Raw genomic sequence first — 17,173 nt, 5'->3', positions numbered from 1 at the left:
CGGCGCGCCTTTTCATCGAACGCCCTTTACGCCTCCATCGCCTTCACCACCTCTTCGGTGACCTTCTTGGCGTCGCCGAACAGCATCATGGTGTTGGGACGGAAGAACAGCTCGTTCTCGACGCCGGCATAACCGGCGGCCATGCCGCGCTTGATGAAGAACACCGTCTTGGCCTTCTCCACGTCCAGGATCGGCATGCCGTAGATGGCGCTCGTCGGATCGGTCTTGGCCGCCGGGTTGGTCACGTCGTTGGCGCCGATGACGAAGGCCACATCCGCCGTGCCGAAGTCGCGGTTGATGTCCTCCAGCTCGAACACCTCGTCGTAAGGCACGTTGGCCTCGGCCAGCAGCACGTTCATGTGGCCCGGCATGCGGCCCGCCACCGGGTGGATGGCGTATTTCACGTCAACGCCCTCATGCTTCAGCGCGTCGGACATCTCGCGCAGGGCATGCTGCGCCTGGGCGACGGCCATGCCATAGCCCGGAACAACGATCACCGACTGGGCGTTCTTCATGATGTAGGCGGCATCCTCGGCCGAGCCGGCCTTGACCGAGCCCTGCGGACCCTTGGCGTCGCCGGCCGCGGCCGCGCTCTCGCCGCCGAAGCCGCCGAGGATGACGTTGAAGATCGAGCGGTTCATGCCCTTGCACATGATGTAGGACAGGATCGCGCCCGAGGAGCCCACCAGCGCGCCGGTGATGATCAGCAGGTTGTTCTGCAGGGTGAAGCCGATGCCGCAGGCCGCCCAGCCGGAGTAGCTGTTCAGCATCGAGATCACCACCGGCATGTCGGCGCCGCCGATCGGCAGGATCAGCAGGAAGCCGAGCGCCAGAGCCACCAGCACGATCATCCACATCGCCGCCGACGAGTTCGACTGCACCAGCCAGATGATGAGGATGACGGTCAGCACGCCCAGCGCCGCGTTCAGCGGGTGCTGCATCGGGAAGACCAGCGGCTTGCCGGTGACGAGGCCCTGCAGCTTGGCGAAGGCGACCAGCGAGCCGGTGAAGGTGATGGCGCCGATGGCGGTGCCGAGCGCCATCTCGATCAGCGAGCCGGTGGCGATGGCGCCGGCCACGCCGATGCCGTAGGCCTCCGGCGAGTAGAAGGCGGCGAGCGCCACGAACACCGCGGCGAGGCCGACCAGCGAGTGGAAGGCGGCGACCAGCTGCGGCAGCGCCGTCATCTCGATCTTCTTGGCCACCACATAGCCGATGGCGCCGCCGATGGCGATGCCGAGCACGATCATCCAATAGGACTGGACGATGGGCGAGGCCAGCGTGGTCAGGATGGCGATGGTCATGCCGACCATGCCGTAGATGTTGCCCTGGCGCGAGGTCTCCGGGCTGGACAGCCCGCGCAGCGCCATGACGAAGCAGACGGAGGCGACCAGATAGAGAAGGGCCGACAAGGTTTCCATGGTCTTACTTGCCCTTCTTCTTGAACATGGAGAGCATGCGCTGGGTCACGAGGAAGCCGCCGAAGATGTTGACGCTTGCCAGGATGACGGCGAGGAAGCCCAGGATCTTGGAGAAGCCGAAGCCTTCAGGGCCGGCGGCGATGAGGGCGCCGACGATGATGACCGAGGACACGGCGTTGGTGACCGCCATCAGCGGCGAGTGCAGGGCCGGGGTGACGCGCCAGACGACGTAGTAGCCGACGAAGCAGGCCAGCACGAGCACCGTCAGGCCGGTGATGAAGAAGTCGCCATGGCCGCCGGCGGCCTGGGTGACGGGAACCGGCGACAGCTGCGCAACCTGCAAGGCCAGGGCATCGACCTGATTGGTCAAGCCGGCCAGTGTTTCACGGAATGCGGCGATGTTGCTTGCGGGATCCGGGTGTTCCATGGGATCCGCCTCCTCACGCGGGTTGCGCTTCGCGGGTGTCCGCGAAGGCAGGATGCACGATGGCGCCGTCGCGGGTCAGCGCGATGGCCTTGACGATCTCGTCGTCCCAGTTGACGGCGACGCCGGTTTCCTTGCCGTGCAGCGACGTCAGCAGCGCCAGCAGGTTCTTGGCGTACAAGAGCGAGGCGCTCTCGGCGATGCGGCTGGCGTAGTTGGCATGGCCGACGATCTTCACGCCGTTGGCCGTGGTCACCACCTCGCCCAGCTTGGCGCCCTCGACGTTGCCGCCCTGCTCCACCGCCAGATCGACGATGACCGAACCCGGCTTCATCGACGCCACATGCTCCGCCGTCACCAGGATCGGCGCCTTGCGGCCGGGGATCAGCGCCGTGGTGATGACGATGTCCTGCTTCCTGATGTGCTCGGCGACCAGGGCGGCCTGCTGGCGCTTGTAGTCGTCCGACATCTCCTTGGCATAGCCGCCGGCGGTCTCCGCCTGCTTGAACTCGTCGTTCTCGACGGCGACGAAGCTGCCGCCCAGCGACTGCACCTGCTCCTTCACCGCCGGGCGCACGTCGGTGGCCGAGACGATGGCGCCGAGGCGCTTGGCGGTGGCGATGGCCTGCAGGCCGGCGACGCCGACGCCCATGATGAAGGCGCGCGCCGGCGGCACGGTGCCGGCGGCGGTCATCATCATCGGGAAGGCGCGGCCGTACTCGCTGGCGGCATCGACGACGGCCTTGTAGCCGGCGAGGTTGGCCTGGGAGGACAGCACGTCCATGACCTGGGCGCGGGTGATGCGCGGCATGAACTCCATGGCGAAGGCGTTCACGCCGGCATCGGCATAGGCCTTCACATGGTCGCGGCTGTTGTAGGGGTTGAGGATGGCGAACAGCAGCGCGCCCTTGCGGATCAGCGCCAGCTCGTCCTCGCCGCCCTCGCCCTTTTCAACTTCCTGGGCGATCAGCGGCCGCTGCACCTTCAGCACGATGTCGGCATCGGCCAGCGCCGAGGCCGCGTCGGCGGCGATGACGGCCCCGGCCGCCTCATAGGCCGCGTCGGGAAGGCTGGAACCGAGCCCGGCCCCGCTCTCCACCACAACGTCCAGCCCGAGAGTTTTGAATTTCTTGACGGTTTCGGGAGACGCGGCGACGCGGCGCTCGCCCGGGCGGCGCTCCCTGGGTATTGCGATCTTCATGTCGTTTGCTTTCGAAGGCCGGCGCCGGCAGCAGGCAGGGGACAGCTGACAGGGGGGCGGCGGGCATGGTCCGCCCACGTCGGTCCGCCCGCATCCGGTTCATGGCCGGGGGTGCGCCGAAGCGGCAAGAATCAGGAATGAGCACTGTCAGGCGGGCGGAGCCGCGCGGCCGGCGACGAAGCCGTGCCGGCCGCGCATGCACCGATTACTGGTTGGCGACGACCGGATAGTCCCAGCCTTCCGAACCGGCGGCCGCGACCGGCGCGATGTCGTCGGACTGCATGTCTTCCAACTGCCGGCGGATCAGGTCGCGGACGCTGACGACGCCGACCAGGGTCGCTCCCTCAAGCACCGGGACATGGCGGATGCCATGCTCGTCCATCAGGCTCAGCACATGACGCACCGGGTCGGACGGGCGGCAGCAATAGGGATCGCGCGTCATCAACGCCGACACCGCCAGTTCCAGGATGCCGGGCCCGCGGTCGACCAGCGCGCGGACAACGTCACGTTCGGAGATGACGCCGACGACCGTGTTTCCCTCGGTCCGGCAGACGTCCTTTACCACGAGCGCCCCGGTATTCTCCGCCTTCATCAGGCGCAGCGCGGTGGCGACCGTTTCGTTGATGCGCACCATGCCGATGCGCGTGCCCTTCTTGCGGAGAATATCCTCGACCTTCATGGCGGTCCTCCCCATTCGATGCGGCCGGCACGGTCCGTCGGGATCCGCACCGGCCGCGCCACCTGCGTTGCTTACTGGGCGGCCGCCACTTCCTTGGCGGGTTCGGAGGCCGGCGCGGGCTGCGGCCGGGTGTAGCAGCCGGCGGTCTCGCCCCGCTGCTTCACCAGGGCCAGCACCACGTCGATGGTCGGAGTCGCCACGCCGACCATGCGGCCCATCTCCTGGACCACGGACAGCAGCGGATCGATTTCCATCGGCCGGCCGCGCTCCAGATCCTGGAGCATCGAGGTCTTGTGGGCGCCGACGGCGGCGGCGCCGTTGATGCGGCGCTCCACATCGACGCGGAAATGGACGCCCAGCTTATCGCCGATCTCCTTGGCCTCCAGCATCATCGCCTTGGCGACGGCTCGGGTCTCGGGATCACCGCAGATGCCCTCCAGCGTGCCGTGGGTCAGCGCGCTGATCGGGTTGAAGCACAGGTTGCCCCACAGCTTCAGCCAGATCTCGTCACGGATGCGGTCCAGCACGGGCGCGCGCAGGCCGCCGGCCTCCATCGCCTTCGACAGGGCGACGACGCGGTCCGACTTCGACCCGTCCGGCTCGCCCAGGGAGAACTTGTCGCCATAGACGTGCTGGATGACGCCGGGCTCCACCACTTCGGTCGCCGGGTAGACGACGCAGCCGATGGCGCGCTCCGGCCCCAGCCCCTTCCATTGGGCCGAACCGGGATCGACCGTCTCCAGCGTACGGCCGTCGAAGGCGCCGCCGGTGCCGTAGAAATACCAGTAGGGGATGCCGTTTACCGCGGTGACGACGGCGGTGTCGTCACCGAGCAGCGGCTGCATCGCGGGAACGACGCCGGGGACGGAGTGGGCCTTCAGCGCGATGATGACGTAGTCCTGCGGGCCGAGTTCGGCCGGGTTGTCGGTGCAGCGGGGGTGGACGACGGTCTTCTCCTCCCCCATCAGCAGGGTGACGCCGTTCTCGCGCATCGCCGCCAGATGCGCACCGCGCGCCACCAGACTGACTTCGGCACCCGCCTGGTGCAGGCGTACGCCGAGATAGCCGCCGATGGCCCCGGATCCGTAGATGCAGATCTTCATGCCGGATTCCCCTCTCCCCCGATTTCACTTTTTGAATGCTGTGGGGCTGGACGACGCCAGCCTGCCCACACCGGCCGCATCCATCGGCTGACCGGTTGCTATTGCAGCGGCATCCAACAGTCTGTCGCGCAAACTGTGCTTGGAGTTTGGTATACCACATACCGTATGTCAATGCGGAATGTGGGAGGATTGTTGAGATTACGGCGCCTGCTTTTCCCCGATCGGATCAGGCTCCCTTCACAAAGAAGTACAGGGTCAACGCCACTCCGATGAGGACGACCAACGTCTTCAGAATCCTCGGATCCACCCGTTTCGCCCCCATGGCGCCGGCATAGCCGCCGGCGACCGCCGCCACCGCCATCGCGATCGTTTCTGGCCACCACACCGCCCCGGCGACGATGAAGGCACCCACCGCCGCCGCATTCATCAGCATCGCCAGCAACAGCCGCAGCCCGTTCATGGCGTGGATGTCGCGCAGCCCGAACAGGGTCAGCGCCGCCAGCATCAGAAAGCCGATTCCCCCGCCGAAATAGCCGCCATAGATCGAGATGATGAACTGCACGACCAGCACGCTGCGCCCACCCAGCCGCAGCCTGGAGACGATCCACGGCGCATAGGCTCCCACGGCGAAGACGGCGGTCGCAAACAGCAGGAGCCAGGGGACGAAGCCCGCGAACACCGCGTTCGGCGTCAGCAGGAGCAGCAGGGCGCCGATCAGCCCGCCGACCAGACTGAGAGCGGCGAAGACCGGGACATTCACCTGGCCGCCGGCCGCGATCTCGCGCCGATAGGCCCAACTGCTGGCCGCCTGCCCCGGAAACAGCGCCACGGTGCTGGAGGCATTGGCGGCCACCGGCGGCACGCCGGCAAACAGCAGGGCCGGAAAGGTGATGAAGGCTCCTCCCCCGGCAACCGCGTTAAGCGCGCCCGATGCGAAGGCGGCCAGCATCAGGACGACAAAACCCACCATGATCGACCCACCCCTTCCGATCGGAGTTGACAAGATATCTCGTATTCTGTATACCACACATCACCCTCTGAAGCGGGCTTGTGCAGGACATCCGACGCCCGACGCTTTGTGCGCGAAGCCGGACCCAGAACGCGACAAACCGACACCGGGGCCAATGCGGTGGCCCCGATGCCGGTTTGCTTTGCAGCCGGTCGTCACTCCGGCGGTTTGACGGTCACGATACCCCGTCCCAGCCGGCCCCCCGGTCGGCCGGGACTTTGGCCGGGACTACTCTCCGCCTTAGTCGGCGGCGCCCTCGGTCGCCAGCTTGCCAATCGGCTGGCGGCTGTCCTCTGCGATCTGGCGGGCGCGCATCGGCTTCAGAACGAACAGGGCCATGAAGGCGGCGATGGCGTTGACCGCGGCGGCGAAGAAGAACACCGTCTGCCAGCTGCCGGTGGAGGCGACGATCACGTTGGCGAAGGGAACCACCAGCGACGCCGTACCCTTGGCGGTGTAGAGCAGGCCGGCGTTGGTCGTCGCGAACTTCGACCCGAAGCTGTCGGCGCAGCAGGACGGGAACAGGCTGTAGATCTCGCCCCAGGCGAAGAACACCAGGCCGGTCAGGACGACGAAGGCGACCGGGTGTTGACCCCATTGGTTCAGCGCCAGGATGCCGACGGCCTCGATGGCGAAGGCGACGAACATGGTGTTCTCGCGGCCGATATGGTCGGACACCCAGCCGAAGAAGGGACGGGTCACGCCGTTCAGCACGCGGTCGATGGTGAGCGCGAAGGTCAGCGCCGGCAGGGTCAGGCCCATGATGCTGACCGGCATGCCGTCGAGGTGGAAGTCCTTGGCGATCGGGCCGAGCTGGGCCGTGGCCATCAGACCGCCGGCGGCGACCATGACGAACATCAGGTACATCACCCAGAAGACCGGCGATTTCAGCGTCTCCTGCGGGGTGTAGTTGCGGCGGCTTTGCACGATGTTGGACTTGGTCTTCGGCAGCAGGGCGGGGTTCGGCTCCCTCAGGAACCAGGCCAGCGCGAAGACGATCAGGCCCTGTCCCAGGCCGAAGACCAGGAAGGTCTGCTCGAAGCCCGAGGTCTGGATCATGTTGGCGATCGGGACGACGGTGAGAGCCGAGCCGGCGCCGAAGCCCGCGGCGGTCAGACCGGCGGCGAGGCCGCGGCGGTCGGGGAACCACTTCAGGGCATTCCCGACGCAGGTGCCATAGACGCCGCCGGCGCCGATGCCTCCGATGGCGGCGCCCAGATAGAGCAGCGCCAGGGAGTCTGCGAACGAATTGATGACCCAGGCCAGCGCGCAAAGCACGCCGCCGATCAGTACGACGATGCGGGGTCCAAACTTGTCAACGAACCAGCCTTCGACAGGAACCAACCAGGTTTCGGTCACGACGAAGATGGTGAAGGCGACCTGAATGGCGGCACGGCCCCATTGGTACTTTTCTTCAATGGGGTTGACGAACAGCGTCCAGCCATATTGCAGATTGGCAATCATCGACATGCAGATCACGCCGATGACCAACTGCATCCAGCGGCCGCCGAGCGGTGCGCCCTGCGCCTCCGAATTCGTATGCTGCATCTATCTATCTCCTCTGGGAAGCGGTTTTGTGCCCGTAAGGCTTCGCTTCTGTTCTGGTGCTTGAGCGTCTTGTTTGATGCTTCAGAGATTTGACGCGGTTCTTTGCTGTCGGTGGTCGTGCGGCGAGGATGCGGCCTCGGGGCACGCCACTGTTGTTTCGGGAGGCGGTTTTTTCGCCCCCCGACCAGACCGATGCGGTCCTGATTTCAGTCTGGAATTATCAATATGGTATACCAGATGCCGAACAGCAGACAAGTAGTCAGTGTGGTTGCCCAACTGTTTCCATGCCCCGCAATCGCGACGGCTGGTATGCAGCTTTGTCATGCTGATTTTCCGTCACGCGGAAAGCAGCTCCACCCGACTTTGGGCGGCGGCAGCATTTGTATATGGTATGCCAGCGTCTGGGGCGGACGAGCCCTAAAGGTCACCGATGGGATCGTTCTCAACACCCGGTCTCAGGAGCCGACGCTCAGGCCCTTCCCGGCAGAACCCATATTGATAAGGAGTCGATCGCCATGGACCAGCAGCAGAACATCGAGATCGCAGTGGCCCGGAACGATGCCGATATCGCCGCCAGCTACCCGATCATGAAGGAGCTGCGGACCCACATGACCGATGCCGACGCCTACAGCGCCCAGATCCGCCGGCAGATGGACGACGGCTACAACCTCGCCCTGCTGCGGCTGGACGGCGAGATCGCCGGTTGCGGCGGCTTCCGCGTGCACGAGACGCTGTCGCGCGGTCGTTACATGTATGTCGAGGATCTGGTGACCAGCGCCGCCAAGCGCTCCTACGGGTTGGGCGACAAGCTGTTCGACTGGCTGGCGAACGAAGCGCGGGAACGCGGCTGCGCCCAGATGGAAATCATCTCCGGCATCCAGCGCGGCGAGGCCCACCGCTTCTATCACCGCAAGCGCATGACCATCAAAAGCTTCCAGCTGGTGCTGCCGCTCGCCTGAGGCAGCTGCGGCGCACAAACAGAAAGACGGCCTGGGGAGGCCGTCTTTTTCGTTATGCCGGTGTTTATCGGTCCAGGGCCGCGGCCCTCAGAAGGCGCGCGGGAAGCTGGCCCATGACGGCCCCGGCGGCAGTTCGTCTTCCTGTTCCTTCAGGTCGGCTTCGGTCGGGTTGGCCAGGCGAAGCGGCGCGGCGGAGAAATCACACTGCGACTTGCCGGCATTGGCGACCTGCATCGACAGGATGTAGTGGACCGTGCCGCCGAAGACGGACAGCACGAGCGCCAGGACAAGGATTTCCAACATGTGCATCGCTCCAGTGTCTCGGTGGGGTGCGTTTTATCGAACGGCTTCGGCTTGACCAAAGTGTTATGACGCGCCGCAAAAACCGGATCAAGTTTTTTGGTATACAAGGTACATAATACCAGTCATGCGTATAGCGCATGCTTGCGTCCGTTTGTATGCGTATCGAACATATCGCATCACAAGCGTTTCCGCTCTGCTGCCTTCGTACAACGGAACCAACCGCTTGAGCGTGATCGCGCTCCGTCGTCACGATTGGCGGAGGAAATTGTTTGATTGGCGTACAGTATGTGGCATACCATATTCAAAGCGTGACGCCGAACCAGCGCCCCGCCGTCCAATCAGCCGTTCAGCCGCCAGCCGACAGGAGCCACGCCATGAACGTCGAACATATCCTGCGCACCAAGGAATCCCGTGTCGTCGCCGTACGGACCAACGCCACGGTCGCCGATGCCATCGGCCTTATGAAGGCGGAGAACATCAGCGCCCTGGTCGTCAAGGACGTCTGCCGGACTGAAGGCAACACGTTGGCCGGCGTCCTTTCGGAACGCGACATCGTTCACGCCCTGCTGGACCGGGGCGCGCCGCTGCTGTCCATGCCGGTGTCGCAGCTGATGACCCGCCAGCCGGTGACCTGCGCCCCGTCCGACAGCGTCCTCCAGGCGCTGCAGCTGATGGAGCAGCATCACATCCGGCATCTTCCGGTCCTGGAAGACGGCCATCTGGTCGGCGTCGTCAGCGCCCGCGACTTCACCCGCCTGCAGCGGCAGGAGTTGGAAGACACGGTCGCCGCAACGCCGGAGCCGCCGGCAGGCACCACCTACGCCCATTGATCCACCGCCCCTGAACCCGGCGCCGCCAGCCCATGAGGCCGGCGGCGCCTTTACCATGGGAGAAGCCGCTCCGTGACCACCCTGATCTTCACCCATCACGATTGCTTCGACCACGACACCGGCCCCGGCCATCCCGAGGCACCGGATCGGCTGACCGTCGTGTGGCAGGTTCTCGACCGGCCGGAGTTCCGCGACCTGGAGCGCCGGTCCGCGCCCGAGGCCGATGTGGAACAGCTGTCGCGGGTCCATGACCGCCAGTATGTGGAAGCGGTTCTGCAGGCGGTGCCCGAGGACGGTTACGTCCGGCTGGACGGCGACACGCTGCTGTCGCCGGGATCGCGCGGGGCGATCCTGCGCGCGGCCGGTTCGGTGTGTGCCGCGGTCGATGCCGTGCTGGCCGGCGAGGCGACGAACGCCTTCTGCGCCGTGCGCCCCTGCGGCCACCATGCCGAACCGGCCCGCGCCATGGGATTCTGCGTCTTCAACAACATCGCGGTCGGGGCGGAGCATGCCCGCAAGACGCATGGCCTGAAGCGCGTCGCCGTTGTCGATTTCGACGTCCACCACGGCAACGGCACCCAGGCGATGTTCGCCGACGACCCCGACCTGTTCTTCGCCTCCACCCACCAGTCGCCGCTCTATCCCGGCACCGGCAATTCCTGGGAACGCGGGGTGGACGACAACATCCTGAACCTGCCGCTGGAGCCCTACAGCGGTTCCGTCGAGTTCCGCCAGGCGGTGGAGCGTGCGATCCTGCCGGCGCTGGAGGCCTTTCAGCCCGAATTGCTGCTGATCTCGGCCGGCTTCGACGCGCACAAGCGCGATCCGCTGGCCCAGCTCGGCCTTACGGACGAGGATTTCGAGTGGGTGACCCACAAGCTGGTCGATCTCGCCGACCGGGTCTGCGGCGGGCGGGTCGTCTCGGCGCTGGAAGGCGGCTATGACGCGACCGGACTGGCCGAAGGCTGCGCGGCGCATCTGAAGGCGTTGATGCGGGCGTAAGGAAAGTCCGGGCGGAAACGGCGGCGGGTTGTCCTCAATCCGCCGCGCATCCGATCCCGCAGCCGCGCGCCCATTCCAGCAGCCGCGCGACGGCGCCGTCCGGCTCCGGCCGCTGCAAGGGGGCCGTGCCCAGCACCACCGCGCCGTTGCTGCCGTCGATGGTCAGCAGGTCGCCGGTGCGGACCGTCACCTCGCCCACCTGCATCAGCCCGGCCTCGACATCGATCCGCAGGGCGCGGGCGCCGCAGACGCAAGGGCGGCCCATGCCGCGGGCGACGGTGGCGGCGTGGCTGGTGAAACCGCCGCGCGCGGTGACGATGCCGGCGGCGGCCTGCATGCCGTGAATATCCTCCGGCGAGGTTTCCGGCCGGCACAGCACCACCGGCGCGCCGGCGCGGGCGAGACGGATGGCGTCCTCAGTCGTGAAGGCGGCACGGCCGGTCACCGCGCCGGGCGAAGCCGGCAGCCCCATGGCGATCGCGCCGGCAAGGGCGTCGGGCGCCAGGGTGGGACGCAGCAGCTCGTCCAGCGCCTGGGGATCGACGCGGCGCACCGCCTCGTCCCGGCCGATGATCCCCTCCTCCGCCATGTCGACGGCGATGCGCACGGCCGCTTCCGGCGACCGCTTGCCGCTGCGGGATTGCAGGACGAACAGCCTCCCGGACTCCACGGTGAATTCGATGTCCTGCATGTCGCCGAAGGCGCGCTCCAGCCGTTCCGACACCGCGCGAAGCTCGGCGTAGACCGCGGGCTGCCGGCGCTCCATCGACCGCTCCGGATGCGGCTGGGCGGCGCTGAGCGGATCGGGATCGCGGGTGCCGGACACCACGTCCTCCCCCTGGGCATTGGCCAGGAACTCGCCGCACAGGCCGGGGGCGCCGGTGGAGGGATCGCGGGTGAAGAGCACGCCGGTGCCGGAGTCCTGCCCGCGATTGCCGAACACCATCGCCTGCACCGTCACCGCCGTGCCCATATCCTCCGGGATGCCGTGCAGGGCGCGGAAGGCGACCGCCCGCGGATTCATCCAGGAGCGGAACACCGCCGCCACGGCCATGCGCAGCTGTTCCGCCGGATCCTGCGGGAAAGGCCGGGCGCAGCGCGTCTCCACCAACTGCAGGAAGCGCGGCAGCAGGCTCCGCCAGTCCTCCGCCGTCAGGTCGCCGTCGCGCAGGAGGCCCCGCTCGTCCTTGTACTCCTCCAGCAGATCCTCGAAACGGTGGCCGGGCACGCCCATGACGACGCAGCCGAAGGACTGGACCAGGCGCCGATAGCAGTCATGGGCGAAGCGGGCATCCCCCGATGCCGCCGTCAGCCCCGCCACCGTCCGGTCGTTGAGCCCCAGATTCAGGATGCTGTCCATCATGCCGGGCATCGACACCGCCGCGCCCGAGCGGACCGACAGCAGAAGCGGCCGGCCGGCATCGCCGAAGCGCCCGCCCGCCCGCTTCTCCAGCGACGCGATCGCCTCGTCGATCGCCGCGCACAGGGCGGCCGGCAGCGGCTCCCCGGCGGCCAGCCCCTGCCCGGCCTCCGCCGCGATGACAAAGCCCGGCGGCACCGGGATACCGAGCCCGGCCATCTCCACCAGCCGCGCGCCCTTGTTGCCCAACCGATCCACGTCGGCTGGCCGGGAGAGACCGGAACCGAAGGGAACGATCAGCTCCGGCGGGGCCGCGCTTGACGGCACGGCGATGACCGGGGCGGCGATGGCCGGAGCGGGACGGCGGGCGGCGGGGAAATCGGGCATCATGGTTGTGGTCATCCTGCGCTCAACGCACAATCGGCCTCGTCGAAAGCCATCAGGCGCAGCAGCCGGTGCAGCCCATCCGGGTCGTCGTCGGTCCGACCGGCGGTCCGGCCGGCGGTCCGGTCCGCGCTCCGCGCCAGACGGGCCCGCTGCCCAGCCCCCGGACCACCGGCCCGCTCGACTGTGGAGGTAAACACCCGCAGCACCGATTCCGCCCACGCACAGGCCGCATCGCTGCCGCCAAGGTCGATCCTGTACCCTTTCGCGCCGCGGCTGACCGGTGCATCGACCAGTTGCCCACCCAAATCCGCGATGCGAGCCGCGTTGGCGGCAGCCGACTCCGGCGGCAGGGGGGACAGGTCGATCAGCAGCCCGACGCCGGGCAGGGCGGAGGCAAGCCCGGCATCGGCGAACAGCGCCCTCTCCACGGTGCGGGAATCGGGCAGCAGCATCATGACGACGTCGCAGCGTTCAGCGAGGGCACGGAGCGGCCCGCGGGCATGGTCGTAGGAATGGGCGTGGGAGTGGGAGTGGGAGTGGTGATGGAGCCGGTGCCCCACTTCCCGCAGCCTGTCCATGATCGCATCGGCCACCTCACCACCCCCGATGAATCCGATATCCATTCCGCGATCCTCCCGCTTCCGCGCCGGTGCCCTTGTTGGGCAGCCGGGCGTCGAGGGGGAGCTTCATCGCGCACACCGCATCGCACAATAGCACTGCCACGCAATTTTCACAATGCGGAAACCCGTCTGGACTTACCTATTCTTACCCAAGCCTAACATCTTCGGCCGATGTCTCCAGGGGCAAAAAGCCGCAGCCCGCCGGGATCCGCCAGACCGGACCGGCCGCCGTCTCAACCAGCCGTGGCAGGATCGGCGCAGGCAACCGCTCGCCGCCCCCCGCAATGGCCGTCGGGCAGGCCGCTGCTCCGTCCATTGCCGCCGCCGTGTCGGGACAGCCGGCCAGCCGCCGCAGGGTCATCCGCGTGGCGAAGACCAGCCGCCGCCGGCCGGCCTTCTCCTCCTCCAGCAGACGGCGCGGGGTCGCCCACAACGCGCCGACCGCCTCGCCGCCGTCGCAGAGCGGTTCCTGTCCCGAAGGCGCCGGAGCGAGGAAGAACAGAGTGTCGAAACGCCGCGGCAGATTTTCGGGCGTCACCCAGCGCGCCAGCGGCGCCATGCGCTCCAGCGCCGGCGCCAGTCCCGCCGGCGCCAGCGCGGCCCCGAACCCCTGCCCTGCCGCCATCGCCTGGCGCAGGCCGGCAAGCGCCGCGGCCCGCACCGGGTCGCGGGACAGCAGGATGCCGCATTCCTCCACGCATTCCCGGACAGCGGCGACACGGTGGGCCAGATCGGCCGGCGCTTTGGGGCCTGTCCACCGGCCGCGCCAGGATGGATCATGGTCCGCCGCCTCCAGCCGGCCACCGGGGAACACGGTGGCGCCGGGAGCGAAGCGGAGGCCGGAATGCCGCTCGATCGCCAGCAGTTCCAGGCCGTCCGGCCCGTCGCGCAGCAGGATCAGGGTGGCGGCGGGATGGGGCGGAACGGGGGTGCGGGGGGCGGTATCGGACATGCCCCAGTGTCGCCGACCATCCTTTCGCCTGTCCATGTGCGGCGGAATGAACCACTCTCACGATGCGGAATACAAGACGGGCGGCGTTTGACCATCCGGCCTATCCCTTCCAGCATCCCCCCATCACCGCCAATCAGCGCACCATCATTCGCCAGTCCCGCCCCTCCGCGTCGAGGGCCGGGCGGAGGAAGGCTGTCGTCATGCCGTTTCACCGCAGCACCAAGATCGTCGCCACGCTGGGGCCCTCCAGCTCGTCGGAAAGCCAGATCACCGCCCTGGCCCAGGCCGGCGTGAACGTCTTCCGCCTGAACGCCAGCCACGGCACCCAGGCCGAACATGCCGAGCGCTATGCCCGCATCCGTGCCACCGAAGAGCGGCTGGGTCGGCCGATCGGCGTGCTTCTCGACCTCCAGGGGCCGAAGCTGCGGGTCGGAACCTTCGGCTTCGGGCCGGTGGACCTCGCCATCGGCGACCGCTTCCGCCTGGATCTCGACCGCCGGCCGGGCGACAGCCGCCGCGTCTGCCTGCCCCATGCCGAGGTGTTCGCCAGCCTGCAGCCAGGGCTGGACCTGCTGCTGAACGACGGACGCATCCGGCTGCGCGTTCTCGACTGCGGCCCCGACTTCGCCGAGACGGAAGTGGTGGCCGGCGGCACCCTGTCCGACCGCAAGGGCGTCAATGTGCCGGGTGCCGCGCTGGCGCTCAGCGCCCTGTCGGAGAAGGACCGCAGCGACCTCGCCTTCGGACTGGAACTTGGGGTGGACTGGATCGGCCTCAGCTTCGTCCAGCGGCCGGAGGACATTCTGGAGGCGCGCGAGCTGATCGGCGGGCGCGCCCATGTGATGACCAAGATCGAGAAGCCGGCGGCCCTGCCGACGCTGGACCGCATCATCGAGCTGTCCGACGCGGTGATGGTCGCGCGCGGCGATCTGGGCGTCGAACTGCCGCCGGAGGATGTGCCGGGCCTGCAGAAGAAGATGATCCGCCTCAGCCGCGCCATGGGCAAGCCGGTGATCGTCGCCACCCAGATGCTGGAATCCATGGTGTCGGAACCGACCCCGACCCGCGCCGAGGCGTCGGACGTCGCCAACGCCGTCTATGACGGGGCGGATGCGGTGATGCTGTCCGCCGAATCGGCTTCCGGCCGTTTCCCGGTGGAAGCGGTGGCGATGATGGAGCGCATCATCCGCCGGGTGGAGGGCGACCCGCTCTACCGCCGCATCATGGACGCCGACCACCCGCGCCCGGAGGCGACCGCCGCCGACGCGCTGACCGCCGCCGCCCGCCAGGTGGCGGAGACCATCAGCGCCGCCGCCATCGTCACCTACACCACCACCGGCTCGACCACGCTGCGCGCCTCGCGCGAACGTCCCGGCGTGCCGATCCTCGGCCTCAGCGCCCAGCACGAAACCGCGCGGCGGCTGTCGCTGGCCTGGGGTGTCCACGCGGTACTGACCGACGACGTGGCGAATTTCTCGGAGATGGTCGGCCGCGCCCTGACCGCGGCGGCGGATGCCGACATCGGCAAGCCGGGCGAGTCGCTGGTGGTGACGGCGGGTGTTCCGTTCGGTACGCCGGGCAAGACCAATTCCCTGCGCGTGGTGACCATCGGCGGGGAGGATGCGCCGAAGGTGGAAGCGGGCCAGCGTGAGGCGGTGACGGCGTAAGACAAGGCGCCGTCGGTCAATCCCCGCACCCCTCCCCCTCTCCCGCCGTCGGACCGGCTTTTGACCGACCGGGGGCGGGGTGGAGAAGATCAGCGGGGATTGACCCCGCTCACTCCAGAAAGTCGCAGTGCTTCTCCACATGCTTGGCCAGACCCATGGTGTGTTCGCGCACCAGCTTTTCGGCGAGGTCGGCGTTACGTTCTTCCAGGGCCTTGATGATGGCGCGGTGGTCGTGGATCGAGCGTTCTGCCCGGTCCTCCTGACCGATGGTCAGCTTGCGGATCGCCCGCATGTGGATGAACAGGTTGTCGGTGACGTCCTGGATCAGCTTCGACCCGCTCAGCTGGATGATGCTCTTGTGGAAGGCGATGTTGGCGTCGGAATATTCGTTGACATGGTCCTTCGGGCTGCGCTGCTCGAAACTGCCGAACAGATCCCACAGCTTGTGGATCTCCGCCGCCGGGGCGTGTTCGGCGGCTATGCGGGCGGCCATGCCTTCGAGAGCCGCCCAGACCTGGATCATCTCGATGATCTCGGTCTTGGTCTTGCGCACCACGAAGATGCCGCGGCGCGGCTGCAGGCGGATGAAGCCCTCCTGCTCCAGCAGCGTCAGCGCCTCGCGGATCGGGGTGCGGCTGACGCCGAGCTTGTCGCTGAGCTGCCGTTCGTCCAGCCGGATCTCGCGGTCGTGGTCGTAGATGTCCATTTCCGTGATCGCCTGCTTCAGCGCGTGATAGACCTGACTGCGGAAGGTCGTTCCAGTGTCGAGGGGCTGAACGTTGAGAGCGGGAACGGTCATGAAGTGGATGTCCTTATGTCTCGCCGGGTATTGCGGTGCGCCCGGTCAGGATCCGGCCGGTCGGGCGCCGGCTCTGGTCCTTCGGTCTTTTCGTATCCTACATACCAAATGCTTGCAAGGCGCTGAAATGTCCAGAGGGACGCGGCGGAAGCCCGCCTGATTTCAACTATGGGGCGATCGCGCAGATTCATCAACCACCTTCGCAAGCAGCCGAGCCAGCGCTTGCGGATCGCGCATCGCCAATCCCATCACCGCTACCCCGGCGGCGCCGGCGGCAAGGCAATCCGCCACCGCCTGCGCCCCGTCGACTCCGCCCAACGCGACCACGGGCACGCCCCGTTCCGTCCACCGGCGCAACCCTGAGGTGCCGAGGCACGGCCCATAGCCCGGCTTGCTGGCCGATGGGAAGATCGGTGACAGGGTCAGGTAATCGACCTGTCCGCGCACCCGTTCGACCAGATCGACACCGTCCGAGTCGTGTCCCGACAGCCCGATCAGCGCCGCCGGGCCAAGCAGGGCACGCGCCGCCGCCGGATCGGAACCGGCCGGCAGATGCACCCCATCCACCCCCGCGACCGCCGCCAGCGCCGGATCGCCGTGCAGGGTGACCCTGCCCCCCCAAGGCCGGGCCCGCCGAAGCAGAGCGCGGGCGAGTTCCAGACGGTCGCCATCCGGTAAATCCTTGTCGCGCAAGGATAGCCAGCGCACGCCCGAGGCGAAGAGCCGGTCGGCCAACTCCGGCAGCGGGAGCGGCGACAGCTTCCGGTCGGTGATCACCAGCAACGGCGGCACAGGCATAATCACAGGTCCACCCCCCTCCAATTCGGCCAGGCAGGATCGCATCGAATTACCTCTTTCGGCCATATACTGGATCCAAATCTTTCCAAAATGCGGAAATTAAGCGGATTC

Annotated in this window: 17 protein-coding genes; 4 read left to right on the top strand and 13 right to left on the bottom strand. The window is 67.5% G+C overall.

The annotated features are described in order from the left end of the window. Positions 1–26 precede the first annotated feature (26 nt). From DM194_RS15985 to oxlT, 7 genes are all read right to left on the bottom strand, one after another. Positions 27–1,421 (bottom strand): NAD(P)(+) transhydrogenase (Re/Si-specific) subunit beta, encoded by a 1,395-nt coding sequence (locus DM194_RS15985; RefSeq protein ID WP_111068532.1) that lies wholly within the window; start codon positions 1,419–1,421, stop codon positions 27–29. 4 nt (positions 1,422–1,425) lie between these two features. Continuing rightward, positions 1,426–1,848, bottom strand: a complete 423-nt coding sequence (locus tag DM194_RS15980; RefSeq protein WP_111068531.1) for an NAD(P) transhydrogenase subunit alpha part 2 — start codon at positions 1,846–1,848, stop codon at positions 1,426–1,428. A gap of 13 nt (positions 1,849–1,861) precedes the next feature. Then, a complete protein-coding gene (locus DM194_RS15975) occupies positions 1,862–3,046 on the bottom strand; it encodes a Re/Si-specific NAD(P)(+) transhydrogenase subunit alpha (protein WP_111068530.1) in 1,185 nt (394 codons plus the stop codon). Between the two features lie 205 nt (positions 3,047–3,251). Then, the gene (locus DM194_RS15970; protein WP_111068529.1) at positions 3,252–3,725 is read right to left on the bottom strand and encodes a CBS domain-containing protein; all 474 of its coding nucleotides are present in this window, start codon (positions 3,723–3,725) and stop codon (positions 3,252–3,254) included. A gap of 71 nt (positions 3,726–3,796) precedes the next feature. After that, positions 3,797–4,828: a 2-dehydropantoate 2-reductase gene (locus DM194_RS15965; RefSeq protein ID WP_111068528.1), complete on the bottom strand. Its 1,032-nt coding sequence runs from the start codon at positions 4,826–4,828 to the stop codon at positions 3,797–3,799. Positions 4,829–5,054: 226 nt separating this feature from the next. After that, positions 5,055–5,798, bottom strand: coding sequence for a sulfite exporter TauE/SafE family protein (locus DM194_RS15960; RefSeq protein WP_111068527.1), 744 nt, complete (start codon positions 5,796–5,798; stop codon positions 5,055–5,057). A gap of 279 nt (positions 5,799–6,077) precedes the next feature. Continuing rightward, complete coding sequence (gene oxlT, locus DM194_RS15955) at positions 6,078–7,385, bottom strand: oxalate/formate MFS antiporter (RefSeq protein WP_111068526.1); 1,308 nt, start codon at positions 7,383–7,385, stop codon at positions 6,078–6,080. 515 nt (positions 7,386–7,900) lie between these two features. Between oxlT and DM194_RS15950 the strand changes: the two genes are divergently transcribed. Further along, the gene (locus DM194_RS15950) at positions 7,901–8,344 is read left to right on the top strand and encodes a GNAT family N-acetyltransferase (protein ID WP_111068525.1); all 444 of its coding nucleotides are present in this window, start codon (positions 7,901–7,903) and stop codon (positions 8,342–8,344) included. Positions 8,345–8,431: 87 nt separating this feature from the next. Here DM194_RS15950 and DM194_RS15945 read toward each other — a convergent pair whose 3' ends face one another. Then, positions 8,432–8,647: a hypothetical protein gene (locus DM194_RS15945; protein ID WP_111068524.1), complete on the bottom strand. Its 216-nt coding sequence runs from the start codon at positions 8,645–8,647 to the stop codon at positions 8,432–8,434. 374 nt (positions 8,648–9,021) lie between these two features. Here DM194_RS15945 and DM194_RS15940 point away from each other — a divergent pair, with 374 nt between their 5' ends. Together DM194_RS15940 and DM194_RS15935 are read left to right on the top strand one after the other, a co-directional pair. After that, on the top strand, positions 9,022–9,477 hold the full coding sequence (locus DM194_RS15940; RefSeq protein WP_111068523.1) for a CBS domain-containing protein: 456 nt from the start codon (positions 9,022–9,024) through the stop codon (positions 9,475–9,477). A gap of 72 nt (positions 9,478–9,549) precedes the next feature. Further along, positions 9,550–10,479: a histone deacetylase family protein gene (locus tag DM194_RS15935; protein WP_111068522.1), complete on the top strand. Its 930-nt coding sequence runs from the start codon at positions 9,550–9,552 to the stop codon at positions 10,477–10,479. Positions 10,480–10,513: 34 nt separating this feature from the next. On the opposite strand, the gene DM194_RS15930 is transcribed toward DM194_RS15935, so the two are convergent. The 3 genes from DM194_RS15930 to DM194_RS15920 all read right to left on the bottom strand — a co-directional run bounded on the left by DM194_RS15930 (position 10,514) and on the right by DM194_RS15920 (position 13,798). After that, positions 10,514–12,229 (bottom strand): pyruvate, phosphate dikinase, encoded by a 1,716-nt coding sequence (locus DM194_RS15930; RefSeq protein ID WP_246024356.1) that lies wholly within the window; start codon positions 12,227–12,229, stop codon positions 10,514–10,516. 8 nt (positions 12,230–12,237) lie between these two features. Next, positions 12,238–12,849: an NAD(P)-binding domain-containing protein gene (locus tag DM194_RS15925; RefSeq protein WP_111068520.1), complete on the bottom strand. Its 612-nt coding sequence runs from the start codon at positions 12,847–12,849 to the stop codon at positions 12,238–12,240. A 142-nt stretch (positions 12,850–12,991) separates the two neighbouring features. Beyond that, on the bottom strand, positions 12,992–13,798 hold the full coding sequence (locus DM194_RS15920; protein WP_111068519.1) for an NUDIX hydrolase: 807 nt from the start codon (positions 13,796–13,798) through the stop codon (positions 12,992–12,994). A 200-nt stretch (positions 13,799–13,998) separates the two neighbouring features. Between DM194_RS15920 and pyk the strand changes: the two genes are divergently transcribed. Beyond that, on the top strand, positions 13,999–15,465 hold the full coding sequence (gene pyk / locus DM194_RS15915) for a pyruvate kinase (protein ID WP_111068518.1): 1,467 nt from the start codon (positions 13,999–14,001) through the stop codon (positions 15,463–15,465). Between the two features lie 109 nt (positions 15,466–15,574). On the opposite strand, the gene DM194_RS15910 is transcribed toward pyk, so the two are convergent. Further along, positions 15,575–16,264, bottom strand: a complete 690-nt coding sequence (locus DM194_RS15910; RefSeq protein WP_111068517.1) for a GntR family transcriptional regulator — start codon at positions 16,262–16,264, stop codon at positions 15,575–15,577. Between the two features lie 162 nt (positions 16,265–16,426). Further along, positions 16,427–17,062: a thiamine phosphate synthase gene (locus DM194_RS15905; RefSeq protein WP_111068516.1), complete on the bottom strand. Its 636-nt coding sequence runs from the start codon at positions 17,060–17,062 to the stop codon at positions 16,427–16,429. Positions 17,063–17,173 lie beyond the last annotated feature (111 nt).

The organism is Azospirillum ramasamyi (assembly GCF_003233655.1).
GTDB lineage: Bacteria > Pseudomonadota > Alphaproteobacteria > Azospirillales > Azospirillaceae > Azospirillum > Azospirillum ramasamyi.
This window is presented reverse-complemented; position numbering and strand designations above follow the sequence as displayed.

What these genes read in the sequence shown, in the direction of transcription:
- DM194_RS15980 (WP_111068531.1), bottom strand. Translation starts at nt 1,848, where the DNA reads ATGGAACACCCGGATCCCGCAAGCAACATCGCCGCATTCCGTGAAACA.
- DM194_RS15905 (WP_111068516.1), bottom strand. Translation starts at nt 17,062, where the DNA reads ATGCCTGTGCCGCCGTTGCTGGTGATCACCGACCGGAAGCTGTCGCCG.
- DM194_RS15985 (WP_111068532.1), bottom strand. Translation starts at nt 1,421, where the DNA reads ATGGAAACCTTGTCGGCCCTTCTCTATCTGGTCGCCTCCGTCTGCTTC.
- DM194_RS15910 (WP_111068517.1), bottom strand. Translation starts at nt 16,264, where the DNA reads ATGACCGTTCCCGCTCTCAACGTTCAGCCCCTCGACACTGGAACGACC.
- DM194_RS15925 (WP_111068520.1), bottom strand. Translation starts at nt 12,849, where the DNA reads ATGGATATCGGATTCATCGGGGGTGGTGAGGTGGCCGATGCGATCATG.
- DM194_RS15950 (WP_111068525.1), top strand. Translation starts at nt 7,901, where the DNA reads ATGGACCAGCAGCAGAACATCGAGATCGCAGTGGCCCGGAACGATGCC.
- DM194_RS15940 (WP_111068523.1), top strand. Translation starts at nt 9,022, where the DNA reads ATGAACGTCGAACATATCCTGCGCACCAAGGAATCCCGTGTCGTCGCC.
- DM194_RS15970 (WP_111068529.1), bottom strand. Translation starts at nt 3,725, where the DNA reads ATGAAGGTCGAGGATATTCTCCGCAAGAAGGGCACGCGCATCGGCATG.
- DM194_RS15945 (WP_111068524.1), bottom strand. Translation starts at nt 8,647, where the DNA reads ATGTTGGAAATCCTTGTCCTGGCGCTCGTGCTGTCCGTCTTCGGCGGC.
- pyk (WP_111068518.1), top strand. Translation starts at nt 13,999, where the DNA reads ATGCCGTTTCACCGCAGCACCAAGATCGTCGCCACGCTGGGGCCCTCC.
- DM194_RS15920 (WP_111068519.1), bottom strand. Translation starts at nt 13,798, where the DNA reads ATGTCCGATACCGCCCCCCGCACCCCCGTTCCGCCCCATCCCGCCGCC.
- oxlT (WP_111068526.1), bottom strand. Translation starts at nt 7,385, where the DNA reads ATGCAGCATACGAATTCGGAGGCGCAGGGCGCACCGCTCGGCGGCCGC.
- DM194_RS15960 (WP_111068527.1), bottom strand. Translation starts at nt 5,798, where the DNA reads ATGGTGGGTTTTGTCGTCCTGATGCTGGCCGCCTTCGCATCGGGCGCG.
- DM194_RS15965 (WP_111068528.1), bottom strand. Translation starts at nt 4,828, where the DNA reads ATGAAGATCTGCATCTACGGATCCGGGGCCATCGGCGGCTATCTCGGC.
- DM194_RS15975 (WP_111068530.1), bottom strand. Translation starts at nt 3,046, where the DNA reads ATGAAGATCGCAATACCCAGGGAGCGCCGCCCGGGCGAGCGCCGCGTC.
- DM194_RS15930 (WP_246024356.1), bottom strand. Translation starts at nt 12,229, where the DNA reads ATGATGCCCGATTTCCCCGCCGCCCGCCGTCCCGCTCCGGCCATCGCC.